This is a genomic window from Streptomyces sp. NPDC002911, assembly GCF_053591835.1.
Window position 1 is genome coordinate 41,742 of record NZ_JBSFUO010000009.1, and the last position, 23,788, is coordinate 65,529.

At 69.1% G+C, this 23,788-nt stretch carries 20 protein-coding genes, 2 pseudogenes and 1 CRISPR repeat array; of the genes and pseudogenes, 6 read left to right on the forward strand and 16 right to left on the reverse strand.

Annotated features, from left to right (window positions below; translation table 11 throughout):
• Positions 1 to 108: 108 nt before the first annotated feature.
• Positions 109 to 1,017 (forward strand): quinone oxidoreductase family protein, encoded by a 909-nt coding sequence (locus ACWD04_RS16280; protein ID WP_451132352.1) that lies wholly within the window; start codon positions 109 to 111, stop codon positions 1,015 to 1,017.
• A 79-nt stretch (positions 1,018 to 1,096) separates the two neighbouring features.
• Positions 1,097 to 2,173, forward strand: coding sequence for an acyltransferase family protein (locus ACWD04_RS16285; protein WP_451132354.1), 1,077 nt, complete (start codon positions 1,097 to 1,099; stop codon positions 2,171 to 2,173).
• A gap of 121 nt (positions 2,174 to 2,294) precedes the next feature.
• Here ACWD04_RS16285 and ACWD04_RS16290 read toward each other — a convergent pair whose 3' ends face one another.
• The 4 genes from ACWD04_RS16290 to ACWD04_RS16305 form a co-directional block, all read right to left on the reverse strand.
• Entirely contained in the window at positions 2,295 to 2,603 is a 309-nt protein-coding gene (locus tag ACWD04_RS16290) for an SCO5918 family protein (protein ID WP_451132356.1), read from the reverse strand.
• Positions 2,604 to 2,667: 64 nt separating this feature from the next.
• Entirely contained in the window at positions 2,668 to 4,236 is a 1,569-nt protein-coding gene (locus ACWD04_RS16295; protein ID WP_451132358.1) for a DEAD/DEAH box helicase, read from the reverse strand.
• 302 nt (positions 4,237 to 4,538) lie between these two features.
• Complete coding sequence (locus ACWD04_RS16300; protein ID WP_031090619.1) at positions 4,539 to 4,742, reverse strand: cold-shock protein; 204 nt, start codon at positions 4,740 to 4,742, stop codon at positions 4,539 to 4,541.
• 305 nt (positions 4,743 to 5,047) lie between these two features.
• Positions 5,048 to 5,389: a MerR family transcriptional regulator gene (locus ACWD04_RS16305; RefSeq protein WP_451132360.1), complete on the reverse strand. Its 342-nt coding sequence runs from the start codon at positions 5,387 to 5,389 to the stop codon at positions 5,048 to 5,050.
• A 487-nt stretch (positions 5,390 to 5,876) separates the two neighbouring features.
• Here ACWD04_RS16305 and ACWD04_RS16310 point away from each other — a divergent pair, with 487 nt between their 5' ends.
• The gene (locus ACWD04_RS16310) at positions 5,877 to 6,095 is read left to right on the forward strand and encodes a hypothetical protein (RefSeq protein WP_451132362.1); all 219 of its coding nucleotides are present in this window, start codon (positions 5,877 to 5,879) and stop codon (positions 6,093 to 6,095) included.
• A gap of 92 nt (positions 6,096 to 6,187) precedes the next feature.
• Here ACWD04_RS16310 and ACWD04_RS16315 read toward each other — a convergent pair.
• Positions 6,188 to 6,457 (reverse strand): annotated as a pseudogene (locus ACWD04_RS16315) (SpoIIE family protein phosphatase); the annotation flags it as partial.
• Between the two features lie 116 nt (positions 6,458 to 6,573).
• Positions 6,574 to 6,753, reverse strand: coding sequence for a hypothetical protein (locus tag ACWD04_RS16320; RefSeq protein WP_451132364.1), 180 nt, complete (start codon positions 6,751 to 6,753; stop codon positions 6,574 to 6,576).
• 168 nt (positions 6,754 to 6,921) lie between these two features.
• On the opposite strand from ACWD04_RS16320, the gene ACWD04_RS16325 reads away from it, so the two are divergent.
• From ACWD04_RS16325 to ACWD04_RS16335, 3 genes are all read left to right on the forward strand, one after another.
• The gene (locus ACWD04_RS16325; RefSeq protein WP_451132366.1) at positions 6,922 to 7,407 is read left to right on the forward strand and encodes a peroxiredoxin; all 486 of its coding nucleotides are present in this window, start codon (positions 6,922 to 6,924) and stop codon (positions 7,405 to 7,407) included.
• A 104-nt stretch (positions 7,408 to 7,511) separates the two neighbouring features.
• Positions 7,512 to 8,033 (forward strand): hypothetical protein, encoded by a 522-nt coding sequence (locus ACWD04_RS16330; RefSeq protein WP_451132368.1) that lies wholly within the window; start codon positions 7,512 to 7,514, stop codon positions 8,031 to 8,033.
• Positions 8,034 to 8,116: 83 nt separating this feature from the next.
• Complete coding sequence (locus ACWD04_RS16335; protein WP_451132370.1) at positions 8,117 to 9,556, forward strand: flotillin family protein; 1,440 nt, start codon at positions 8,117 to 8,119, stop codon at positions 9,554 to 9,556.
• 32 nt (positions 9,557 to 9,588) lie between these two features.
• Here the strand turns inward: ACWD04_RS16335 and ACWD04_RS16340 are convergent, their stop codons facing one another.
• The 10 genes and pseudogenes from ACWD04_RS16340 to casA form a co-directional block, all read right to left on the reverse strand.
• On the reverse strand, positions 9,589 to 10,638 hold the full coding sequence (locus ACWD04_RS16340) for a hypothetical protein (RefSeq protein WP_451132372.1): 1,050 nt from the start codon (positions 10,636 to 10,638) through the stop codon (positions 9,589 to 9,591).
• Positions 10,639 to 10,842: 204 nt separating this feature from the next.
• Entirely contained in the window at positions 10,843 to 11,271 is a 429-nt protein-coding gene (locus ACWD04_RS16345; RefSeq protein WP_451132374.1) for a DUF6892 domain-containing protein, read from the reverse strand.
• A gap of 64 nt (positions 11,272 to 11,335) precedes the next feature.
• A pseudogene (locus ACWD04_RS16350) lies at positions 11,336 to 11,893 on the reverse strand (Uma2 family endonuclease).
• A 482-nt stretch (positions 11,894 to 12,375) separates the two neighbouring features.
• A CRISPR array of direct repeats spans positions 12,376 to 14,173; the repeat unit is 29 nt; unit sequence GGGTTCATCCCCGCGTGCGCGGGGAGCAG.
• Positions 14,174 to 14,250: 77 nt separating this feature from the next.
• Positions 14,251 to 14,598 (reverse strand): type I-E CRISPR-associated endoribonuclease Cas2e, encoded by a 348-nt coding sequence (gene cas2e / locus ACWD04_RS16355; RefSeq protein WP_451132376.1) that lies wholly within the window; start codon positions 14,596 to 14,598, stop codon positions 14,251 to 14,253.
• On the reverse strand, positions 14,595 to 15,575 hold the full coding sequence (cas1e, locus tag ACWD04_RS16360) for a type I-E CRISPR-associated endonuclease Cas1e (protein ID WP_451132378.1): 981 nt from the start codon (positions 15,573 to 15,575) through the stop codon (positions 14,595 to 14,597). The genes cas2e and cas1e overlap by 4 nt, the downstream gene beginning before the upstream one ends.
• A gap of 13 nt (positions 15,576 to 15,588) precedes the next feature.
• A complete protein-coding gene (cas6e, locus tag ACWD04_RS16365) occupies positions 15,589 to 16,293 on the reverse strand; it encodes a type I-E CRISPR-associated protein Cas6/Cse3/CasE (protein ID WP_451132380.1) in 705 nt (234 codons plus the stop codon).
• Between the two features lies 1 nt (position 16,294).
• Positions 16,295 to 17,053 (reverse strand): type I-E CRISPR-associated protein Cas5/CasD, encoded by a 759-nt coding sequence (gene cas5e, locus ACWD04_RS16370; RefSeq protein ID WP_451132382.1) that lies wholly within the window; start codon positions 17,051 to 17,053, stop codon positions 16,295 to 16,297.
• Positions 17,054 to 18,268: a type I-E CRISPR-associated protein Cas7/Cse4/CasC gene (gene cas7e, locus ACWD04_RS16375; protein WP_451132384.1), complete on the reverse strand. Its 1,215-nt coding sequence runs from the start codon at positions 18,266 to 18,268 to the stop codon at positions 17,054 to 17,056.
• A 75-nt stretch (positions 18,269 to 18,343) separates the two neighbouring features.
• Complete coding sequence (gene casB, locus ACWD04_RS16380; RefSeq protein WP_451132386.1) at positions 18,344 to 18,994, reverse strand: type I-E CRISPR-associated protein Cse2/CasB; 651 nt, start codon at positions 18,992 to 18,994, stop codon at positions 18,344 to 18,346.
• Positions 18,991 to 23,595, reverse strand: coding sequence for a type I-E CRISPR-associated protein Cse1/CasA (gene casA, locus ACWD04_RS16385; protein ID WP_451132388.1), 4,605 nt, complete (start codon positions 23,593 to 23,595; stop codon positions 18,991 to 18,993). Before casA ends, casB begins: the two co-directional genes overlap by 4 nt.
• Positions 23,596 to 23,788 lie beyond the last annotated feature (193 nt).

The window sequence follows — 23,788 nt, forward strand, 5'->3', positions numbered from 1 at the left end:
TAACAGACTGTACGTACTGTTTTTGTCCCACTCCTGACTCCTGACAAACCTCCGACGGCGGGTTCACAGGCCTCCGGCCGCCCGGAGGGCTTCGCGGTACCGTGCGGCATGCTCGCCATACAGTTCGACCGCTTCGGTGGTCCCGAAGTACTCCGCGCCGTGGAACTGGCCACCCCCGAGCCCGGCCCCGGAGAGGTGCTCCTCACCGTCGAGGCCGCCGGGGTGAACTTCGCGGACACCCATCAGGTGGACGGCTCCTACCTCGGCGCCGACGCCCTGCCGTACGTCCCCGGCAGCGAGGTCGTCGGCCGCACCCCGGACGGCAGGCGGGTACTGGCCCGGGTCTCGCACGGTTACGCGGAGCAGGTGACCGCCAAGGAGTCCGGCGTCCTGGAGATTCCCGAGGAGCTCGGCGCCGCCCAGGCACTCGCCCTGATGATGCAGGGGCTGACCGCCTGGCATCTGCTGCGGTCGGCGGCCCGTCTGCGTGACGGCGAGAGCGTCGTCGTGCACTCCGCGGCGGGTGGCGTCGGCAGCCTCGCCGTCCAGCTGGCCCGGGAGTTCGGAGCGGGCCGGGTGCTCGCCCAGGTCTCCACCCCGGCCAAGGAGCGGCTCGTCATGGACCTCGGCGCGGACGCGGTGATCACCTACCCTCTCGCGGAGAAGGCGGACATCGTCCTGGACGCGGTCGGCGGGGACCTGTTCGACCAGGCTCTGGGCTCCCTGGCCTCCTTCGGCCGGCTGGTGACCTACGGCAACGCCACCCGCTCCGGCTTCACCCCGGTCGATCCGGGCAGGCTGGGCCGGCTCAACGCCTCCGTCGTCGGATTCTGGCTGCGCCCCGCCCTCGCCGCTCCCGGCGCGGTCAGCGGCCCCCTGAAGGAGCTCTTCGCCCTGGTCGCCGAGGGCCGCCTCGAGCCCGTGACCGGCGGCAGCTACCCGCTCGCCGACGCGCGGCGCGCCCATGAGGACCTGCTCGCCCGCCGGACCACCGGAAAGCTGATCCTTACCCCCTGAGCGCATCCGGCGGGGTCAGGGCCGGCCCCCGCCCCGGCACTGACCGAGGACTCGGCGGTACAGCCCTTAGGGTGGCCCGATGCCCTCCCTGACCTCACGCGCCCCTGGACCAGCCGCCGCCGGGGGTAAAGCGCCGGCCACCGCACCGTCCCGTGCCGGCCGTGACCCGTTCTTCGACAACGCGAAGTACCTGGCCATCGTCCTCGTCGCGGTGGGGCACTCCTGGGAGCCCCTGCCCGGCAGCGGACGCCTGGTGGAGACGTTCTACACCTTCGTCTACACGTTCCACATGCCGGTCTTCATCATCATCGCCGGTTACTTCTCACGCGGCCTCGAACTGCGGTCCGGCCGGGTCTGGAAACTCGTCACCAGCCTGGCCGTGCCCTACGCCGTCTTCGAGATCGCCTACACCCTCTTCGAGCGCCTGACCGGCTCCCCGGATTACTCCCTGAGCCCGCTCACGCCCTACTGGCTGCTGTGGTTCCTGCCCGCCCTGTTCCTCTGGCGCCTCACCACCCCCTTCTGGCAGACGGTCCGGTGGCCCGTGGCGGTGGCCCTGGTCATCGCGGCCATGGGCGCGGTGACCAGCAACATCGGCGGGGACCTGCACCTCCAGCGCATCCTGCAGTTCCTGCCGTACTACGCCCTGGGCCTCCAGCTGCGGTCCGCGCACTTCGACTTCGTACGCCGCCGTGCTGTGCGCATCGCGTCCGTCCCCGTCTGCCTGGTGGCCCTGGCCGTCGCCTACTGGGCGGTACCGCGCACGACGACCTCATGGTTCTTCCGGCGCTACGGCGCCGAGCAGCTCGGCTCGCCCGCCTGGACGGGCGCCGCGGTGACCCTGCTCCTGTTCGTCTGCGCCCTGGTGCTCAGCGCCTGCTTCCTCGCCTGGGTACCGAACCGCAGGCTGTGGATGACCGCCCTCGGCGCGGGCACGCTGTACGGCTATCTGCTGCACGGGTTCGTCATCAAGGGCGCGGTCAAGCTCGACCTCTACGAAATGGACGTCATCTCCACCCCGCTGGGCCGGATCCTGGTGTCCGTCGCCGCCGCGGCCATGGTCACGGCCCTCTGCAGCCCGCCCGTCCAGCGGATGTTCCGGTACGCCGTGGAGCCCCGGCTCGACTGGGCCAGGAAGCCGGACCCGGCGCCCTGACGCCTCCTGGCCCGCCGTCCCGGCGGAGTCCGCCGGTCCCGGGCGGAGGACTGTCACGGGACGCACCGCACCCCCGGGCCGGGAGGGCTCGGGGGTGCGGGTGTACGGACGGAGCGGCGGTTCAGGCGTCGCCGGGCGTTCCCAGCATGGCGGACGCGTTCTCCAGCGGGGTCAGCGGCACCGCGGGTGCGGGCGCCTCCGCCGGACGGCAGGTGAAGCCGAGACGCGTCAGCGCCCTGGTCACCTCGCCGGCGGTGAAGTCCCGGCGGTCCTGCCGGGTGATGATCTCGCCGACCTGCTTGACGGGGTAGACACGGCGGCTGATGACCACCGCGTCACCGGTGACGGGCTCGGGCTTGACGCCCTTCATCATGTCCTCCACCTCGTTCTTGAAGAGGTCGAAGGGGAAACGGGCGATGACACAGCGCATGGTGCCTCAACAGGGTGGTCGTGGAGAAAGCCGGACAGGGTCGGCCGGACACCCGGCCGGATGACTACGCTGCCTTGTTGGACCGGCGCATCGCAGCCGCGGCACGCGCCTGCGGCGTCGCCGTGTTGGCGTTGGAGCGGCGCCCCTGGCCGGGACGCGCGCCGCGCCGGCCACGGGGACCGGAACCGCTGCCATTGCCGCGCTCCGACACCGGTGAGGTGATCGTGACGGGCACACCCGACGGCGCCTGGGCCCCGGTGATGCGGTTGAGCTCGGCCTCGCCGGAACGGACCTGGGCGATCTGCGGCGTGATCCCGGCATCGGCCATCAGCCGGGTCATCTCGCGGCGCTGGTTGGGCAGCACCAGCGTGACGACACTGCCGGACTCACCGGCACGCGCGGTACGACCGCCACGGTGCAGGTAGTCCTTGTGGTCGCTGGGCGGGTCCACGTTGACGACCAGGTCGAGGTTGTCGACGTGGATGCCGCGGGCGGCGACGTTCGTGGCGACCAGCACCGTGACATGGCCGGTCTTGAACCGGTCCAGGGTGCGGGTGCGCTGCGGCTGCGACTTGCCGCCGTGCAGCGCGGCCGCACGCACACCGCTGTGCAGCAGGTGGTCGGTGAGCTTGTCCACCGCGTGCTTCGTGTCCAGGAACATGATCACCCGGCCTTCGCGGGCGGCGATCTCGGTGGTCGTCGCGTACTTGTCGGCGCCCTGGACGTAGAGCACGTGGTGCTCCATCGTCGTCACCGCACCGGCCGCGGGGTCCACCGAGTGGACGACCGGGTCGTGCAGGTAGCGACGGACCAGCAGGTCGACGTTGCGGTCCAGGGTGGCCGAGAACAGCATCCGCTGGCCGTCGGGGTTGACCTGGTCCAGCAGCTCGGTGACCTGGGGCATGAAGCCCATGTCCGCCATCTGGTCGGCCTCGTCGAGGACGGTGATGGCGACGCGGTCGAGCTTGCAGTCGCCGCGCTCGATGAGGTCCTTGAGCCGGCCCGGGGTGGCGACCACGACTTCGGCGCCGCCGCGCAGCGCGCTGGCCTGGCGGCCGATCGACATACCGCCGACGACCGTGGCCAGCCGCAGCCTGAGGGAACGGGCGTACGGGGTGAGCGCGTCGGTGACCTGCTGGGCCAGTTCCCGGGTGGGGACGAGGACCAGGGCCAGCGGACGGCGCGCGTCGGCGCGGTTGCCCGCGGTGCGGGCCAGCAGGGCCAGGCCGAAGGCGAGCGTCTTGCCCGATCCGGTGCGGCCTCGGCCCAGGACGTCCCGCCCGGCGATCGAGTTCGGCAGGGTGGCCGCCTGAATGGGGAACGGCACGGACACGCCCTCGGAAGCCAGCGCCGCCAGCAGCGGTGCGGGCATGTCCAGGTCCGCGAAGGCCTCGGCGGCGGGCAGGGCGGGGGTGATGGTCACCGGCAGGGCGAATTCACCCGTGACGGAGGAGGAGCGGCGTCCGTAGCCGCCGGAGCGCTTCGGCCCGCCGGAGCGGCCCTGCGAACCCGGGGCGCCCTGTCGGCCGGATCCCGTCGAGCGGAATCCGTTGGCGGTACGACTTCCGGCGGATCCACCGGAACGCGTCCGGGAAAATCGGTCGTTCGTGCGAGCTGTGCGATCGCGGTTCAATGGAGAACCTTTCCCTCGAATGGCACGTATCGAGGGATTCTTTCCGGGCGGCTGCAGCCATGTACGGCGCCAAGAATCGCAAGAACGAGCCGGTGAAATAACGAAAAACGAAGCCCGTCCGGCGGATGAACCAGCCGGGAACGGCACTCCACATGACTGCATATAAAACCGCCGCGCCATGGCCTGCACACACCGGGAATTACTCCATCAGTGCGTCGGCACAGGCAAGGGCCGGGAAAACGCAACGAGCTGGGGCCCGCACCCCAAGGTGCGGGCCCCAGCTACGCCCTACGCCTGAGTGATCAGGCGGGGGTGATGTTCTCCGCCTGCGGGCCCTTCTGGCCCTGCGTGACGTCGAAGTTCACCTTCTGACCTTCCTGCAGCTCGCGGAAGCCCTGGGCGGCGATGTTCGAGTAGTGGGCGAAGACGTCAGCGCCGCCACCCTCCTGCTCGATGAAGCCGAAACCCTTTTCCGCGTTGAACCACTTCACGGTGCCAGTAGCCATGTCATATCTCCTTCGGGGCGTTGCCCTAGGGCCCACACTGTGCGAGCCCTACGTCGCCGCAAATGATTGCCCCGACCGGAATGAACCGGAAATACAAAAGCGCGCCCACCGGAGTGAAACCGATGAGTGCACTTGAAGTTTTGGGAACCACAACTGCAACTGAGATCAACAGTAGCACGATCCGGGTACAAGCGAGCTGTACGCCATATCACTACGGCGTCACTCCACCGCACACGGCATAAACTCTCACTGCTCATTGCGCGTATTTCTATGCCCGCCGAAACAGATATACACCCGTCCGCCGGTCAGGAATCGCCACTCCGGCCGGCCGCGGGCCGCCGCAGCTCCTCGTTGAGCCGCAGGGCCTCCTCGAGCTGGTCCTCCAGGATGACGATGCGGCAGGCGGCCTCGATCGGCGCGCCGCCGTCCACCAACTCACGGGCACGGGCGGCGATACGCAGTTGGTAGCGCGAGTAGCGGCGGTGACCCCCCTCGGAACGCAGGGGGGTGATCAGGCGAGCCTCACCGAGGGCCCTGAGGAAACCTGGCGTCGTACCGATCATCTCGGCGGCCCGCCCCATGGTGTACGCGGGGTAGTCGTCGTCGTCGAGACGGCCCGTTGCTTGCGCCGGGGATTCCGGGGGCATCTGCACCTCTTCCACTGCGTACCCGACCACCGATTTGGCCTGATTACACAAGAAATCCTAGGTGTATGAGTAGGTGATGTCTATTGCCGCCAAAACAGCTTTCCTCCGTCCTTGGCGTCGCCCCCGCGCGACCACCTGCCGAGCGGGCCCGCAAGGAGCCCTCCGTAGCCACCTGACCACTCCAACACGGCTGACCGGCCGGTCAGTTGTCGACAGACCGGCGAACGGTCATACTGCACGGGTAGCCCTTCACGCATCCCCCGTCGTGAAGGGCTACATTCACGTGCGGCCACCAGCGCCTGCCCGCCCCCATGAGGCCCGCGAGCGCCCGGGCGAACCGGAGCACACACGGCAACAGCTGCGCCGGCGGCCGGCTACCTGTCCGCCTGACGCCGGGGGACGCAGCGGCTCCCCGATTGCGCACCCGCCCGGGAGCCGGTTACGTGGACGAAGGGGCCGCGCAGCGATGTCACCGGGAGGCACGCAGATGCCGAGGAAGCCCGCGAACTCCAGGGTCGGCCTGCTCCTGAGCCTGGGCAGCAGCGCGATCGCCGTAGCCCGCGCCGTGAAGCAGATGCGCAGGGCCAGAGGCAGCCAGAACGAACTGACCACCGCGAACACCTTGGCGGGGCTGCTGCCCCTGGTCGCATCCGCGCTGCTGGTCCTGCGCCGGCTGCGCGGACGCTCCCGGCAGCACTCCGGCTGAACCGGCCCCGCCACCAGGGCGTCTCACCCTGCCACGGATTCCACTCCGCCCGGTGTCCGGGCGTGGTCGTGTCGGCATCCCGGCGGGCACGTTCAGCAGCCCCGGCTTCGCGACACGAGTACCGCGATGTCGTCCTCGGCCGTGTCCGCGAAACGGTCGACGACCTCCCGCAGCAGGTCGTCGAGCCGTCCGCTCGCCGGAAGCGTGAGCCGTGCCAGCTGCTCGATCGACGTGTCGATGTCCTCGCCCCGGCGCTCCACCAGCCCGTCGGTGTACATGAACAGCACCGTTCCGGGAGCGCACGGCAGCACGGTCGTCACGTATCCGCCGAGGCCCGTGCCCAGCGGCCGGCCCACAGGCACCGAAGCGTCGAAGGGCGGTGGGTCGGCATACTCTTCGGCCTGCAACGGAGCCTGCAGAGGGGTACGTGCCCGCGGAGCCTCGGCCCTCACCGGCCGGACGCCCATCATCCGGCTTCTCATCGTCTGCCGCTCCGCTCCGCCCCGCATCTCCGCGGACCCGGCCCACCGGTGTCCGGTCCGTCCAGCGACAGCGTCCCCTCGGAGACCGCGGCGCCACGCGGCAGCTCGAACGCCGCCTCGACCCGCTTCGGCACCGAGGTCAGCCCCAGCAACCCGGTCACCAGCAGGCCCGCCACACGTACCTCCCGATCGAGGTGCGGGCCCGGTGCCCGCGCACACCCCGTGTTCGGTGCCGGAGGGCGTACGGACGGGTCGAACGTGTCGATGCGTGGAATGTGCCGTTGACTGTGCCCTTGACTGTGCGAAGCACGCATCCATCCGTACGCGACCCAAGGAGGCGCCCCATGGCGTCAGGACCCCGAATCGGCTCGCCCGCACCGGACTTCACCCTCCCCGGCGGCATACTCGCCGACGACACCTTCGAGCGGAGCGACTACACGCTCGCCGCCGCTCGCGGCCGCAGCGTCGTGCTGGCCTTCTACCCCGGTGACAACACGGCCGTCTGCACCAAGCAGCTCTGCTCGTACTCCTCCGGCTTCGAGACCTTCGAAGGCCTTGACGCCGAGGTCTGGGGAATCAGTCCACAGGGTGTGGACAGCCATGAGTCCTTCGCCCGGGGCCACGGCCTGCGCATGCCCCTCCTGGCCGACACGGGACGGGAGACCGCCCGGGCCTACGGGGTTACCGCACCCGGCATCGGCGTACGCCGCTCCGTCTTCCTGATCGGGCCGGACGGGGTGCTCCGGTGGAAGCACGTCGCCCTGCTCGGGGCCACGTTCCAGTCGCTCGACACGCTCGCCGAGCGGCTTTCCGGCATCAAAACGCCGTAGAAACTGCCGGACTTCGGCAGTACCCCCGGCGCGCACCGTATGGGACCATGCAGCCAGTCCGACGGAAACATTCCGGGGGATTGCGAACACGGGGGAGTGATCGCGTGACCGTACTTCTGGGTCTGGGCATTGCGGGAATCGTTCTTCTCGTCCTCTCCTTGATCTTCGACGGAATTCTCGAAGGGCTCTTCGGCGACGCGCTCGGCGGGCTGCTGAACGGCCTCTTCGACGGCCTGCTCTCCCTGCCCGTCATCGCCGGCTTCCTTTCCATGCTCGGCTTCGGCGGTGCGATCGTCCTCGGCACCACGGACGTCGGTACCCCGGTGGCTGTCGTGGCGGGGGCCGGGGCCGGGCTCGTCGCGGCCTGGCTGACCTGGAAGTTCAGCCAGGCCCTGATGCGGGATCAGACCACGGCCACACCACGCGGTGACGACCTCGTCGGCACCTCGGGATCCGTCGTCACACCGATCCCGGCCGACGGCTACGGCGAGGTGCTGCTGCGGCTCGCGGGCCAGACCGTGAAGTTCTCCGCGAAGAGTGCCGTGCCGGTCGAACGCGGCGCCGAGATCTGGGTGGAGGCCACCCTTTCGACGACTGCCGTCACCGTCCGCCCCGTCGAGCGCTGACCACCAACGAACCACTCGTCCGTCCGAAACCCGTACAGCCGAACAACTGCCGTCCCGTCGGGAGGGCAAGGGGGACACCTCTCATGAGCCCAGTAGTGATCGCCGTCATCGGTATCGTCGTACTTCTCGTACTTCTGGCCCTCGCCGTCATCACCCGGTACAAGGTCGCGGGCCCCAGCCAGGCTTTCATCATCACGGGACGCCGGGGCAAGAAATCCACCGACCCTGTGACCGGGCGCACCAGCATCGACAACAGCGGCCAGAAGGTCGTCGTCGGCGGCGGCGTCTTCGTCGTGCCGTTCGTCCAGCAGAAGTTCACCCTCGACCTCTCCAGCCGGCACATTCCCGTCGCCGTACGTGGCGCCGTCACGCTGCGTGGCGTGAAGTCCAACCTCGAAGGTGTCGCGATCGTCAAGGTCGGCGGCAGCGAGGACGCGATCCGCGCCGCGGCCCAGCGCTTCCTCCAGCAGCAGAACGGCATCGTCGGCTTCACCCAGGAAGTGCTCTCCGGAGCCCTCCGCGCCATCGTCGGCCGTATGTCCGTCGAGGACATCATCCGCGACCGCGCCGCGTTCGCAGGCCAGGTCGCCGAGGAGGCCGAGGCCAGCCTCTCCGGCCAGGGCCTCATCCTGGACGCCTTCCAGATCCAGGACATCACCACCGAGGGCTCCTACCTCGAGGACCTCGGCCGCCCCGAGGCCGCCCGCGCCAAGCAGGAGGCCGACATCGCCGAGGCGATAGCCCGGCGCGCCTCCGAGCAGGCACGGCTGAAGGCGGCCGAGGAGATCGCCATCGCCGAGCGGACGTTCTACCTCAAGCAGGCCGAGATCAAGGCCGAGACCGAAGCCGCGGCGGCACAGGCCGACGCCGCCGGGCCCCTCGCCGAGGCGGCCCGTCAGCAGGAGGTCCTCGCCGAGCAGGAGAAGGTCGCCGAGCGCCAGGCGGCCCTGACCGACCGCGAGCTCGACACCAAGGTCCGCAAGCCCGCCGACGCCGCCCGCTACCAGGCGGAGCAGGAGGCCGAGGCCCGTCGCATCGCCCAGGTCAAGGAGGCCGAGGCCGACGCGGAGCGCTCCCGCCTCACCGGTCAGGGCGAGAAGCTCCACCGCTCGGCCCTCGCCGACGCCGTACGCATCGAAGGCGAGTCCGAGGCCGCCGCCATCGCCGCGAAGGGCACCGCAGAGGCCGAGGCCATGCACAAGAAGGCCGACGCCTTCGCCCGCTACGGCGACGCGGCCGTCCTCCAGATGCTGGTCGAGGTGCTCCCCCAGGTCGTCGCCAAGGCGTCCGAGCCGCTCAGCGCCATCGACAAGCTGACGGTCATCTCGACGGACGGCGCCAGCCAGCTGTCCCGCACGGTGACCGACAACGTGGCGCAGGGCCTGGAGCTTCTCAACAGCACCACGGGCGTCGACCTGGCCGCGCTGCTCCGGAACCTCCAGGGCAAGGCAGCCGGTACCGAGTCCGTACCGGCGGGCCCCTCTCCCACCGCCAACGGCGAGAAGATCGCGATCAAGGACTGACCCGGACTCTCCCCACGCCCGGCCGGTTGCACTTACCGGCCGGGCGCATCCATGGCCGCGCCCGCCTCGGCAGCCTTGACGGCGGCGAGCTTCTCCCGCCAGGGCGTATGGGCGTACGGATCTTCGTGTGCCAGGACTGCGGCCTCCGAGGCGAACTGCGCCGACCGCGCCTCGCCCCATGCCGCCCACGCGGCCTCGCGGCGGCACGCCCCGCACCGCGTCTCGCCGTCCTCACCGGGCCCCGGCCGGAAGACATGCTCGTCCCCGGGCCCGGTGCAGGCCACCAACGCCGCTACGGAAGGCTCCGGTTCGAGCTGCGGCACCGGCGCGGACACCGGCTCCTCGGGAAGCTTGTGCACGAGCCTGTGGCGCAGGAATCCCACGGCCGACCGCACCCCTCCCACCGGCAGATCGCTGACCAGCACCCGCCGCATGTCGTCGGCCGTGACACCACGCCGCAGCCACGTCACGGCGAACTTCACCAGCTTCCGGGCCTCCGCCACTCCCAGATGCAGCGACCTGTGCGCATGCCGCAGGGACAGCAACACCCACTCGGCCTCGGCCGACTCCGGGTCCGGTCCGGCCGACTCCGGTTCGTGCGGGTCGGGTTCGTGCGGGGCCGGTTCGGTGGGTGGGTGGGAGGAGTTCTTCTCCCGTTCTTCGTCTACCGGTGTGTAGCCACCGACAACGCGAGCTCCCGGCTGACCGACCGTCGGCTTCCGCTCACCCGGAGACACGTCCACCGGCAGCGAACTTCCGTCCCGGGCCGCCCTCGCCGCGTCCGGACCGAGACACACATTCGCGAGGAGCTGCTCGGTCGTCCAGAAACCCCGACCACCCTGCTGTCGCCACTCGTACAGAAAACCGTGCATGAGCAGCAGTTTCTTGGCCTTCTGGTACGCCCGCCCGGTGATCCCGAGGTCCCGCGCATGCTCGCTGAGAGCCACGCCACGCCGATCGGCGGGGAGCCCCTGCACATAGAGGAGGAGGATCTTCGCGTCACTACTCAGACGCTGATTGCGTACCAGATCATTCGCGGCCTTCGTATAGCCGCGCGACGGCGCGATAGCATGCCAAAGCATCCCGTTGGCTCCTTTGTGGCCACTGGCGGTGAAGGTCCTCGGTGGGTGCTGATGACACCCCCGGGGACCGCCGCCCCATGCCGTACCGGCACAGAGCGTGATGACGCGCTTACCGTACCGCAGTTGAAACCGCCACCGCGACACGGCCAGAAACGCTCAACTGCGCTGGTCAGTAGTAGTTTCACACTCAATGAAACGGGCGCGTCAGGACGCGGTTATACCCCGCGCCGCGAGCTGCTCGACGGCATCGGGCACTGCCAGCATCTCCGCGTTGTCGATGCGCCTGAGGTTCGGCAGCAGCGCGAGGTCGTCGAGCGAGCGGACGTCGTAGAGGTCGTCCTCGCCGTCCCAGACCGGCGAGCACTCGTAGTACACCTGGTGCCCGCCGTCGAGGAGCAGCTCGTCGACGGTCGCGAGCAACTCGGCGCTGATCTGCAGCTTCTCGAAGTAGGCCCGGGACTCGTCGAGCACGGTGAAGGCCAGATCCTGCTCGTACACGTGCGTCACCGTGTCGTCGATGCCCTCGGCCCGCATCCGCTCGTCGATGCTGTACGCGGGAGCGAGCGTCTCGTCGTTGTACATGAGCTTCTCGATCACGAGCAGCTTGAAGTTGAAGTCCTTGAAGTCAGCCATGTGGGCAGAGGTATCACGGGCCGCCGACATCCCCGCCGCCAACGGGTGCGAGGCGCGGTCGGACCTACACCAGGGCGCCGGTGTCGAGGTCCACCTCGAACGGCGCCGGCAGACGCAGCACCGCCCCGAACGGATGCGGGCCGTCCACGCACTCGCATCCGAGCCGCACCAGGCTCCGAGAAGAGGGTCACTCCGCCCTCCCTACGATCCACGAGGAGATGCAGAGGCGCCCGGTACTCCGCACAGCGGCGCCGTTTGACCACCCGGCCGGTCTCGGCGTTCGACTCCGAGGTCACCTCCACGATCAGCAACGTCTGATCCGGAAGGAGGGCGCCCCCGCCCTTGGCGAGCCCCTCGGGCACTACCGCGATGTCAGGGACGTACCAGTTGGACAAGCCGGGCAGATCCAGGTTCCCCAAGCCCTCGACGCAGCCCAGCTCATCGACGCGGCCCTCGATCTGCCGGCGGACGAGTCTCGCGGCACGCTCGTGGTCCCACTTCGGTGACACCGGTTCGATGACCCCCTCGATGATCTGGACACGGTCCCCGCGAACGGGTGCACAGCGAATGTGAGGGCGCGCTCGGCGTCAACACCCTGGCTGTAGTCGGGTGCGCTCGTCATAGGGTCCCGCTTCCGTCCATGTCCACGGCTATGGCTATGGCTACCCGACATCACGCCCGGTCGGAGCCGCCCCCGGCGCGATCGACGGCGAAGTAGCAAATCGCTCATTCATGACCAAAACGCGCACCATCTGCGCGCGTGCCAGGCAGGCACGGTGAACGAATCCGCACCGACCCGGCCGGCCGGGCACCGGTCACAGGGGGGCGGGCCCCTTGCCGGAGCCGCCGCCGCCGCCACCGCCACCGCCACCCCGACAGCCGGGAGCTGGGGCCCGTACGCGGGCTCACCCGAGGCAGGGCTGCACACGTCACGCCGGGAAGTACCCAATCCGCAGCCGCAGGGTGTGGTGCATCGGCACCGAGGCCAGCTCCCTGGGCGCGATGAAGCGAAGCTCCGTCGACTCGTCGGACAGCACGAGTGTGCCTCAGACGCCGCGTGCACGGGGAGCAGCCAACGCGCACGACCGGTACGGGCGGGAGACCGGGTTCATCCCCGCGTGCGCGGGGAGCAGAACGCCACGACGCTGGCCGCCATCTCGCAGGCGGGTTCATCCCCGCGTGCGCGGGGAGCAGAAGGGACTCACCGCCAGCAGGTTCGGCGGGGCGGGTTCATCCCCGCGTGCGCGGGGAGCAGGGCTCGGCTCCTTCGGGGGTCGGGCCCTTTGCGGGTTCATCCCCGCGTGCGCGGGGAGCAGAACACCCTGCGGGCCGCCGCGGTCAGCCTCTCGGGTTCATCCCCGCGTGCGCGGGGAGCAGTTCCACTCCAGCGGCAGGATGCTCAGTCGAAGGTGTTCATCCCCGCGTGCGCGGGGAGCAGGCCACCACCGGATCCGGCGCGACGGGCGGTTCGGGTTCATCCCCGCGTGCGCGGGGAGCAGAACGCCACGACGCTGGCCGCCATCTCGCAGGCGGGTTCATCCCCGCGTGCGCGGGGAGCAGGTGCGCCGCGGCGGCATGGTCCTCTTCGTGACGGGTTCATCCCCGCGTGCGCGGGGAGCAGGCTATGCACCAGTTCGGATCCTCTGCCCCGGCGGGTTCATCCCCGCGTGCGCGGGGAGCAGTACAGCTGGTCGACCAGGGCGTAGGCGCGCGGGGGTTCATCCCCGCGTGCGCGGGGAGCAGTACGCCCTTTGTCGGCAACTACGGCGGCAGTAGGGTTCATCCCCGCGTGCGCGGGGAGCAGCCCAAGCCCCTTCCACCGCCCGCCATTCGAGCGGGTTCATCCCCGCGTGCGCGGGGAGCAGGAAAAGATCCACCGGTTCGGATCCCGCCGCTGGGGTTCATCCCCGCGTGCGCGGGGAGCAGGACCCGATGGTGGTCTACGCCGCCCTGGGTGAGGGTTCATCCCCGCGTGCGCGGGGAGCAGCATCGACTTCAAGGACCAGGACGGGACGGAGGGGGTTCATCCCCGCGTGCGCGGGGAGCAGCACCCGTACACCGGCGTCACCGCTCTCGGCGTGGGTTCATCCCCGCGTGCGCGGGGAGCAGGGCGATCGGCCGGGCGCTCGACGAGATCGAGCGGGTTCATCCCCGCGTGCGCGGGGAGCAGGAGCAGCCGTGACCGACCAACTCGTCGTCTTCGGGTTCATCCCCGCGTGCGCGGGGAGCAGGCCCCGACGGTGATCGGGTCGGCGGTCGCCCCGGGTTCATCCCCGCGTGCGCGGGGAGCAGCCGCCCTCGAGGGCCAGGCTGGCGGTGACCCGGGGTTCATCCCCGCGTGCGCGGGGAGCAGGTCAGACCTCATCGAGGGGGATACGGGTCGTGGGGTTCATCCCCGCGTGCGCGGGGAGCAGATGCCGTGCCAGAAACCGGCGCGGCCCCGGTGGGGTTCATCCCCGCGTGCGCGGGGAGCAGATGCCGTGCCAGAAACCGGCGCGGCCCCGGTGGGGTTCATCCCCGCGTGCGCGGGGAGCAGCCTGGACTCTCCTCTTCGGATCGTGGTGGTCCGGGTTCATCCCCGCGTGCGCGGGGAGCAGGTCTCAGCCCTTTGCATTATTTCCGCACGCTTGGGTTCATCCCCGCGTGCGCGGGGAGCAGGCCCCGGCGGTGATCGGGTCGGCGGTCGCCCCGGGTTCATCCCCGCGTGCGCGGGGAGCAGGCGGCCAAACTCGCCGCGGCCACCTACGCGGCGGGTTCATCCCCGCGTGCGCGGGGAGCAGAAGACGAACAAATTCGCGTCCGCGGCCGGATCGGGTTCATCCCCGCGTGCGCGGGGAGCAGGCTGCCCTGTCCTCCGCCTCGGCCGCCTTGCGGGGTTCATCCCCGCGTGCGCGGGGAGCAGACTGCGCGACCTGCGATTTTATCCGCCCGTGGCGCCAGATTCGAGCACTTTCACCAACTCGGACATTTCATCCTGCCTCATCGTCCGCCGAACCGTCGCCGTTTCGCCGCCTTGCTCCACCCCTTGGCCGGGACTGACGAGCTCGGCGGCATGTCCTTGAGGCGTCGGATCAGTGTCAGGCCTTCGTGGTCCACCGGATGCCACTTGTGATCATGAGTCTCGAAGGAAAAGCCCTGCTCGCTGTTGTCGCTGTAGGCAAGCAGGGCCCGCCCCTGGCCCGAGTAGGTTCTGACTTCCTCCCACAGCACCCTTCTGATGCGTGTGGACGGTCCGCCAATGAAGACTCCGGGAGAGATCTCGAGCAGCCACCGAGTGAGGAACCCCCGTAATGACACCGGACAATTGGTGAGGACGATGACCGTCACCAGGTACTCACCCCCGGGTCGTAGTTCCGTCCCGCGCTGACTTCCACGCCACGGTCCGACTGCAAGGTGACCCGGTCCCCCGAGTCGTCCGCAGGGTCCCCGGAGTCTGCGGAGCCCGCCGCGGCGCTCCCCACGCCGAGAAGCAGCTTGATGTCGTGCACGCAGCGGTCCAAGAGGCTCGTTCGGTTGATTGCGTCCCGGAGAGCCCGGCGGGTGCGGGAGCCTACGTCTTCAGGGCCCTCGGCGGCGGCGTCGAAAGCGACTGGGATTCCGATTTCCGTCTTGTAGAGGTCGGCGATGTCCAGCACGAAGGACAGTTCATGGCCGGAATGGACGAAGCCCAGCCCCGGGGCGCAGCCAAGTGCGGCCACGACGGCGTGTGCGATGCCGTACATGCATTGGGCTGCGGCCGTGATCGCCTGGTTGGGAGCATCGCCAGCCGTGAAGTCGCCCGGTGTGTACTGCCGACCGTGCCAGGGGACGCCGGTACGGGCTGACTCGGCGCGGTAGCAGGCCTTGACCCGCGTGCCTTCGTGGCCGAGGAGTTCATGGCGGGTCAGGCCCGACGGGTCTTCGTCGGGGAAGCGCAGGCGGTACATGTCTCGTGCGACTGTCAGCCGAGTCCGGCGGTTCGCCCACGCAGTGGCCTGGGCCTCCACCAGGGCGGAGGACCGGGACAGTGCGCGGCCTCCGGCGTAGAAGCGGACGCCTTGCTCCCCCACCCAGACGACACCCGCGCCGCATTCGCCCAGCACGCTCATGGCCTGGTGGGTGATACGGGTCCCCGGGCCCAGGAGGAGGGTTCCGATCGTGGCCGAAGGAATGTGGGTGGTGCCCTCGGCGTCCTCCGCGGTGATGGCATGCGCGTCCCGGTGGACGACGCAGCGCTCCAGGTACACGAAGGACGAGCGGTCTCCGACCCGGGTGAGTTCGCGTGGGCTCGAGAGTGCACGGGCACCCAGTGCAGGGGAGGTCATGCTGGCCGGCTCCTCACACCACGGGGGCGAGCGTCATGAGTCCGCACCCGTAGGCCTTGGCCTTGCCCAGTCCGGAAACGAGTGTGCGGCGGAAGGTGTCGGCATCGGTCACCTTCAAGCGGCCCTGGTAGGTGACAGTAGCTATCGTGACGGGGTTCCGAGGCCCGCTCGCTGCCTTGGTGAAGGCAAGCCCCTTGGCTCCGCCGACGATCAGCTGATACTCGTCCCCGTGCTCCACTTTCCGTTCCTCCACGGGCTTTTCCACGATCACGAACCCACGCCGCTCCTGCTGCTTCAGCAGCCACTGGATCTGGTGGCCGGTCGTCCGATGCGCCGTTCTCTTCGTCGGTTCGCCCTCCTTCCGGCGGATGCTGTGCACCGGATTTGCGGTGAGCCGGAACTGCCATGAGCTGTCGGTGGACAGGCCCGCCAGGAACGTCGTGTAGTCGTAGCTGGTCCAGCCCTGGGGCGCGCCGTCCGGCCAGCCGGCCTGTTCCACCAGATGCGTCAGGTCCGGCCGCGCCGGGCTGGTGATGTAAAGAAGGATCTCCGCGGGCGAGTTGTGATCGACACGCCAGAGCACACGGGGGCCACCTTCGGGCACGGCTGACGGATCAGGGAAGGAAGACATCACAGCGGCATGGAGCATCTGCGGTGACGTCAGCAGCCGGCGTGCCCCGGTCCTCGCTGCGTTGAAGCGGAATCGCGTGAGGTACATATCAGGCACCGTCCCTGGGCAACGGGTCGAGATGGAGTGTCGGGTTGTGGGCGGGGGCCGGTGCCCGGGTGCTGCCTCTTCCAGGCGCGGCTTGCGGATTCGGTAGCGTCACCGTGCGGGAGACGACACCGCGCAGTGCGTAACGCCGGTGTCGGACGTCGAAGCTGACCGGCTGATCCCGGACCGTGTCACCCGCGCCGTCTGCGAAATCAGCCCCTGGGCCCGTCTCGAGCAGCATGGTCAGCTGTACGGTCTCGTCCCGTCGGCGTCGCTTCTGATACCAGTCCGAGGCCTGCCACACCTCCGTCGTCAACGCCTCGGTCAGATCGCTCCCGTCGTACAGGTGCAGGTCGACGGGGCGGCTGGGCGGGCAGGATCTACGGCCGAGGAAGGGCAGGAACACAGGTACGCGCAGGGCAGTGTGCAGCCCGCCCAGCAGCTCGCGGTCCCCTTCCAGCGCGGCTACGAAGACCGCGTCCGACAGATAGAAACGCTCGGACACCGGCATGGCTCTGCCCGTGTCCGCATGGTGAGCGGTCTGGAAATCCCGGACCCGTGTGCCGGGCTGGTCGATGCGCACACCGAAGCGCAGCGCGGCCAGGTCGGACACGTCCGCGTCCCGAGGGCGCCCGAGAGCCGCTGCCAGCAGGCCCAGTACACCGCTCTTGGTAGGCGCCGACTCAGTGGTGCGGCGCGCGAAGCGTGCCGAGGCACCCCATGCCTGCAGGGGTCCGGCAAGCTGAAGAGTCAGGACGCTCATTCACACGCCGCCCAGACGGTCCTCGACGGCCGCACCGACGGACTCGACGAGATCGGACAGCGTGACCTCGGTGCCCAGGCCGGACAGGGACGCGGTGGCAGGCCCGACGCGGACCACCCAGGTGTGGGTGTCCTTCTCGGCACCGTACGCACCTTCCACCTCAGGGACGAAGGAAGCGAGCGCCCTACAGGCACCTTCCACATGTCCACTGGTCCCGTTCGCGACGACTGGCGCTTCGAACGCCCCGACAAAGCTGATCGGGCGGGACGTACGCAGCTTCACCACCACGGCATCGGGGAGGGTGTGGTTGCCGAAGGTGTTGATCTTTCCCGTGGGAAGGGAGGTGACGAAGCCTTCCAGGAATGCTTCGACGGCCCGCCGCACGGGGTCGGTGCCGGGCTTCGTGTCGTCGAGGCCCTTGCCCAGATTGTCACGCAGACGGTCGACGTCGACGGCTGCATAGCGGTAGAGCGTGCTGGAATTGAAGTCGACCGTGCCGATCATCCCGGCGCCCGACTCGCCGTCCGTGTTCCTGTCGTCCACGGCCGTGAAGTAGTCGGACTCCGTCTCCACTGCGTGGACGCCGAGCGCGTGGGCGACCTGGGCGGCGGCGTCGACGTTGATGTCGGCGTCATCCGCGACCATCCGGCCGAACAGTGCGATGTCCACGGAATGCGCGCGGTTGGCGATGGCCTTGGCCCGCGCTTTCTTCTCCTTGTCCTTGAAGTACGCCTTGCCGTCCTGCCCCGCCCCGATGCCCTCGGCCACCAGCTCGGCAAGCCCGTCGAGCTGGCGTGCGCTGAGGAACATGAGGTACGAGGATTCCGGTGCCGGTCCGCTGCCCTCTTCCGCGGCGGCCTCCTTGGCCGTGGGCTTCTTGCGCTTGGGTACCTCGACCTTCGAGCCGGTTGCAGCGAAGATCGTCTCCGCTGCGAAGGCGAGAACCTTCTCGTCCTCGCCCTTCAGCGATTCGTCCCGCGCGTGCACTCTCTCGGCCAGCGCTTCGGCGACCTTGCGCGTCCGTACCCCCAGCTGATCGGCGTCGAGGATGCCGGTGAACGCCGTCCGAGTAGCTCGCTTCCACGCCTGGCTGGAAACCCGCGCCCGTCGAACTCCCCCGTACACGGCGGTCTTCGGCGATCCCGTGTCGTCACGGTTCAGGTTGCTCGGAGGAACGGTCTGGACTACGTGCACATCGAGAATGGTGCGGCTCACGAAATTCCTTCTTGATCGGTGGTGCGAAAGTCATCGGATGGCATGAGGTGTGACAGCGCGCGGGACTCCGTGTCCCTAGAGGGACTTCCTGTCGGGCCCAGGCACCCGGTAGGAGTGGAAACTGCGCCCCCACATACGGTGTACGTCGGCGCGGCCGCCGGGCCTCTGCCAGCGGTAGAGCTGGCCCGCGAGCACCCCGTAGTCCATGGCGACATCGGCAGCTCTCATCAGGAGCACCAGCTCGCGCAGCCGGACCGCCAGGGCATCCAGCGACGACGCCGTCGCGGCTCGCACGAAGCGCTTGCGGATGGCCTCGTCGATCACGACGTCGTCCATCAGCCGCCGCACCGCCCTGCCGAGGCCATGACCGTCCTTGACGTGCATGTCCGCGTCGCGGTGTCCCTGTTGATGCAGCGCCCACAGGGTCGCGGCAAGGTACACCGCGTTCTCCGCCTGCTCGGCGTCACTCTCCCGCCAATGACGCTCGTACAGATTTTCGACACCGATCAGGCCCCACAGATGCGGGACGACCCCAGCAGGTCTGCCGGCGCCCCGACGGATGCGCGCCAGCGTCGCGACCGCACCAGGGTGGTCCTTCTGATATCCGCGTTGCAGTCCTCGGATGCGGGTGTCGACCACGCTGCTGATCAACTCCACGTCGGACAGCGCCGCTTCCTCTCCCGGCGCCCTCTCCCGAGGCCTGCTGTCCGGCTCGACCATGGTCATCCGTCCCCCTCCACGCCTTCATCGCCCCTCACGGAATCCGGCTGGTCACCGCCAACCGGCCCCCTGCTCTCGTACGCTCGAGGCAGGGCCTTGCTCAGCCGGATCCGGAACCACCGGTCCGCGCTCGTGTCGTCGAACCACTGGGGCCCCCTGCCCAGGTCCACGACCCGGCCCTCCCATGCCGCAGCCGTCGTGTAGTCCAGCACCTCCCTGCCGAGGCTGCTGACAATCCGGTGAGCCAGACGCTGCCACTCCCCCCGCGCGCGGTCAGGCTCGGTGCCCGAACCGAGGTCATGGAGCCAGAGCCGGAAGGGGCCTTCCAACTCGCCGTAGCCCCGTTCCCGCGCCCCGTCGCGGTGCTTGTCCGCATCGGAACCGAGAGCCCTGGCAACATCCCCCGCGAGATCAGCCAGTGCCTTCACCGCGCCATCGGCGTCCCCCACCGCTCCCACGGCCGCTTGCCCGTACCGCGTGTCGTAGGAGTGCAGCAGCACCACGGGCATCGCCACGCCATCGTCGATGATCTCGTCGATCACGGACTGCTGAGTGCCGTACTGCGCGCCCACCGTGCGAGCCCGGAACAGGTGGCTCTGCGGAAGCGTTCCCTCGTTCACGAGCTGCGCCATCCAGTCCAGTACACGTGGACGGAGGAAGGCCGCAGGCTCCCCGCTCTGGGCACCGCCCTTGGCCGGAACGTCCTGGAGCAGACCGGCCAGGCCACGCCAGGCCCCCCGCGCGGGGTCATGCTCCCGTGGCATGTACACGGGCGACTCCCCGTGCTTCTTCTCCTGCGCCTCGCTGCGCCGCCAGCCCGTCATGGGCTCCACCCGGTGGCGATTCCTCGGCACGAGTGGATCGCCGTAGCCGAGCACGACGCCGTACACGCTCACGTCGTCGTGGTGCAGACGCAGCCGTCTTGTCTGCCAGGTGTACAGATCGCGGGGGCCGTACGGTCTCGATGCCAGGCCCAGCGCTTCGGATGAGCCCGGACCAGCCTGCTCGCGCCGCCAGGCCGGGCGGTCTTCGTCCTTGAATCCCACCGACTCCATGTCGGCGGGCACGAGGTTGAAGAGAAGGGTCTCGCGCAGATTGCGTCCCTCCACCATCACGCCGCCGAGGTTGCCCGCCCAGCCGACTCCCTGCGGATAGACCTTGCCGCCCCTCACACGCTCGTCGCCCTCCATGCCGGACTTGATCCCGGAGGTGTCGAACGCGTGGGCGTGGACCAGCCAGCGCGCGGCCTCCGCGAAGTCCAGACGGACCGCGCCAGGCCTACGCATGCTGAAGAACGCACCACTGTTGGGAACGTCGGCCACGATGCGGTTCAGCGAGGAGAACTCACCGTTGCCCGTTCTCAACCCGGCGACCTGGAAGAACGGCTTCTCCGGATGCAGAAGGTCGAAGCGCCCACGGTGCCGCTCCAGATAGGGCAGCACAGCCGCGAAGGAGTCCGGTCGTTTCCAGAGCTCCGCCCAGTCGTCGAACTCTTCCGGCCCCTCCACAGCGTCGTGCAGGATGGCGAGCAACAGCCGGACCAGCGCGAACTCCTGAGTCGGAACGTCCCCGACCAGCCTGCGCAGGTCTCCGGCCTGCTCGAACACCTCACGCAGAGATATCTCCGTCATCGTGCCGTCGGCACGATGGACCGGCAGCCAGGGGCGAGACACCAGGTCGAACGAAGGCACGTGCTCCACCAGCCTTACCTCGTGGGCGCCGGGGCGGGTCACCTTCAGACCCTCGGACCGGCTGTACTCAATCTCGAAGCCTGCCAGTTGGGTCTGACAGTCCTCGTCGATCTCGAGGATCAGCTCACCGGCCAGCCAGGGACTCTCCTTCGTCTGCCACGCGGCGATCAGCAGCTCTTCCAGCTCTTCGATAGCCCGATCGAGAACCCAGGGTTTGGAAAAGTGGAACGGCAGCCGCATCGAACTGTCCGCGAGGGCCTTCGCCGCCACGTACGGGGGGACCGTGTCGGTCGGCAGGAACAGTCCGCCGCGCCCCCTGTCCAGCCAGGGCACCGTTGTCAGCGAACCGTCGGCTCGGCGCATGACGACCAACACCTCAAGGCTGTCGTCGCTGTCCCTCACCTGTGCCTGGCCGGCCCTGGAATCGTCCGCGTCACCGACTCCCGCGTCGATCCACCCGATCAACGCCCGCCCGGGCCTGCGCACCTTGTCGAGCCGGTAGACCTCGGCGCGTGCCTGCTGTTCCGCACGGTGCGTACGGTGCTGGACATCGGCAGCATCCATTGCCTCGGCCCAACCGTCCGGGCCGGCCAGCTCGTCTCCGTACGCCCCCTGAACGAGCCCGGTGATGTCGGAAGGCAGGCGCAATGGGTGGCCCGCGGAGCCCAGATGAGGCTGGAGAACAGCAAGGGAACGCAAGAGGGAGTGGAGCCCGTACACCCGTTCCGACCCACGGCAGGGCTCGGGCGGAGAAGCCTGCCAGTCCACACCCGTGACCAGGCACCTCGCCCTCCGTACCCCGACGGGCCTCTCGCTCTGCCCTGAACCACGTTGATGGCGGTGCAGTCGTCCCATGCGCTGCAGCATGAGGTCCACAGGGCAGAGATCGGTCACGAGGAGATCGAAGTCGACGTCCAGCGACTGCTCCGCCACCTGACTGGCCACGACGATGTGCGGAAAGCGGCCGGAAGGCCGGTCCCCGTCCGGGCCGAAGCGTCGCACCAGGTCCGCGTCAAGAGCCGCACGGTCCAGGTCCATGAAGCGCGAGTGCGCGACGGTGACGTTCTCCGCTCCGAAGCGGTCCCGCAGGCGCTCCGCCGCCTCCAGCACGCGGTCGACGGTGTTCCGCACGACGAGCGCGCAGCCACCGTCGGACAGCGCCTCGGCGAGAGTGTCGCCCAGTACGGCCAGATCGTCGTCCAGCGGCTGCAGCTCGATGTCCGTACCGCGGTCGGAAGCAGCCGAAGGACGCTCCGTGAGCGTCGGGCCGCCCGGCACGACCGCGGTCAGCAAGGGGTACCCCTGGGTCCCCGACGACTGCATCGCCGTCCCGGATCCCGCGTAGGCGTCCACCAACGATTGCCGAACGGCAGAAGGGAGTGTCGCGGACAGCATGACGACGGGCACCCCGTAGGCACCCAGCCAGGACAGCACGCGTTCGAGGTAGACGTTCATGTAGGCGTCGTACGCATGGACCTCGTCGATCACGACGACCTTGCCTGCGAGGGCAAGGTGGCGCAGGGCCAGGTGTCTGCTCTTCAGTCCGGCGAACAGCAGCTGGTCGACCGTACCGACCGCGAACGAGGACAGCATCCCCTTCTTCCGCCCCCGGAGCCACTGGTGGGCGATGAGCCCGGCGTCCTGGGGCCGTACGTCTCTTGACGCCCGTCGCGCTCCGGCCGGGCCGTCCACCTCGACGGCACGCACACCACTCGCCCCGGCGGCACGCACGAGGCCGGTGTACTCGTCACTGAGCGCCGCCTTGGCGTGCGCCAGGAAGACGGAGTGGCGTTGTCCTCCGGGAAGGCCCTCCAGCCACTTCAGAAGTCGAGGGAACATGGCGTTCCCGGTGGCGCGGGTCGGCAACGCGACGAAGCACCCACCGGCACCGCTCCGGGCTGCGAAGATCTCCGCGACAGCGAGGGCGGCCTCGGTCTTACCCTCTCCCATCGGTGCCTCGATCACCATCAGCCCGGGCTCTGCCATCGTCCGCGCAAGTCGTACCGCCACCTCCTGGACGGGTCTGACCGTGGCCCCTGAAGGAAGGTCGAACCTTGCGGCAAAGAGCTCGGAGGGTTCTTCGTCCGGATCCGTGGGATCCCACGGACTGGGAAGGTCGAGCCCTTTCCAGGCAGCGGCAACGCGTTCCTCGGCGGAGCGGGGAACGCCCTCTGGGAAGTAGGGGAAGAGATCCGGGTTGCTGGCGATCCAGTCGGAGACGATGACCAGGGACGTCAACAGAACCTGTACGGTCTGCGGCAGCTTCACCCCCTGCCAGTCGTCGAGCCGCCGCCGAACGCCGTACGCATCGGCGCAGGCGTCGAGCAGCTCGTCCTGCACGCGACGCCAGGTGGGTTCGCTCCTCCCCGGAGTACGAAGCAGCTCAGGGTGCAAGCCGAGGTCGTGGATCTGGGAGTGCCCCGGCGGCACACCGTGGTGCCCGCCGGCTACGACGGTGAACTGTCCGGCCGCGCGGCCCGTCCAGCCATGCCGCTCGACGAGCCATTCCTTGAGGAGGAGTTGGCCAGCCAGCCCGTGCGGCGCCATCCGCCGGTCATCGCCCCATTCCTTCTGCGTGGGCATTTTCAGACCGGCCGTGTCCATGTTGGAGGCCAACCCCTCGACCTGGCAGGCGAACGCCGGAGTCGCCTTACCGATGTCATGCGTGCCCGCCAGCCAGACGGTGAGTTTGCGGGCGTCGTCGTCCCCAGCGGGAAGAGCATCGGCGATCTGTCGTCGAACTGACCGAGGCACCCACTCGTCCCAGAGGAGCCCTGCGACGGCAGCGCTGTCAGACATGTGCTGCCAGAGAGGGAGCCAACCCTCCGTGGGTCGGTCGTGCTTGGCCCACACGGTGAGCGCGGCAGGGGACAACGAGCCCTTCAGGCTTGGCAGATACGACTTTCCATGCGGCATGCGCACATTGAAACCACACCGGAAGCTCTAGTCACGGCTTCGCGAAGAATCGCACCAAGCGCAAGGAATCTGCGGTATCAGGCGAGACCTCGGGATGCGGCCGGTGACCGTGCACAGCGGCTCGCGAGTGCTTCTCCATCACCGGCCCACATACCCTTCCCTCTCCGAGATTCCCGCGTCGGCCGCGCCCGGA

What these genes read in the sequence shown, in the direction of transcription:
- ACWD04_RS16280 (WP_451132352.1), top strand. Translation starts at nt 109, where the DNA reads ATGCTCGCCATACAGTTCGACCGCTTCGGTGGTCCCGAAGTACTCCGC.
- ACWD04_RS16285 (WP_451132354.1), top strand. Translation starts at nt 1,097, where the DNA reads ATGCCCTCCCTGACCTCACGCGCCCCTGGACCAGCCGCCGCCGGGGGT.
- ACWD04_RS16290 (WP_451132356.1), bottom strand. Translation starts at nt 2,603, where the DNA reads ATGCGCTGTGTCATCGCCCGTTTCCCCTTCGACCTCTTCAAGAACGAG.
- ACWD04_RS16300 (WP_031090619.1), bottom strand. Translation starts at nt 4,742, where the DNA reads ATGGCTACTGGCACCGTGAAGTGGTTCAACGCGGAAAAGGGTTTCGGC.
- ACWD04_RS16305 (WP_451132360.1), bottom strand. Translation starts at nt 5,389, where the DNA reads ATGCCCCCGGAATCCCCGGCGCAAGCAACGGGCCGTCTCGACGACGAC.
- ACWD04_RS16310 (WP_451132362.1), top strand. Translation starts at nt 5,877, where the DNA reads ATGCCGAGGAAGCCCGCGAACTCCAGGGTCGGCCTGCTCCTGAGCCTG.
- ACWD04_RS16325 (WP_451132366.1), top strand. Translation starts at nt 6,922, where the DNA reads ATGGCGTCAGGACCCCGAATCGGCTCGCCCGCACCGGACTTCACCCTC.
- ACWD04_RS16335 (WP_451132370.1), top strand. Translation starts at nt 8,117, where the DNA reads ATGAGCCCAGTAGTGATCGCCGTCATCGGTATCGTCGTACTTCTCGTA.
- ACWD04_RS16340 (WP_451132372.1), bottom strand. Translation starts at nt 10,638, where the DNA reads ATGCTTTGGCATGCTATCGCGCCGTCGCGCGGCTATACGAAGGCCGCG.
- ACWD04_RS16345 (WP_451132374.1), bottom strand. Translation starts at nt 11,271, where the DNA reads ATGGCTGACTTCAAGGACTTCAACTTCAAGCTGCTCGTGATCGAGAAG.
- cas1e (WP_451132378.1), bottom strand. Translation starts at nt 15,575, where the DNA reads ATGACCTCCCCTGCACTGGGTGCCCGTGCACTCTCGAGCCCACGCGAA.
- cas6e (WP_451132380.1), bottom strand. Translation starts at nt 16,293, where the DNA reads ATGTACCTCACGCGATTCCGCTTCAACGCAGCGAGGACCGGGGCACGC.
- cas5e (WP_451132382.1), bottom strand. Translation starts at nt 17,053, where the DNA reads ATGAGCGTCCTGACTCTTCAGCTTGCCGGACCCCTGCAGGCATGGGGT.
- casB (WP_451132386.1), bottom strand. Translation starts at nt 18,994, where the DNA reads ATGACCATGGTCGAGCCGGACAGCAGGCCTCGGGAGAGGGCGCCGGGA.
- casA (WP_451132388.1), bottom strand. Translation starts at nt 23,595, where the DNA reads ATGCCGCATGGAAAGTCGTATCTGCCAAGCCTGAAGGGCTCGTTGTCC.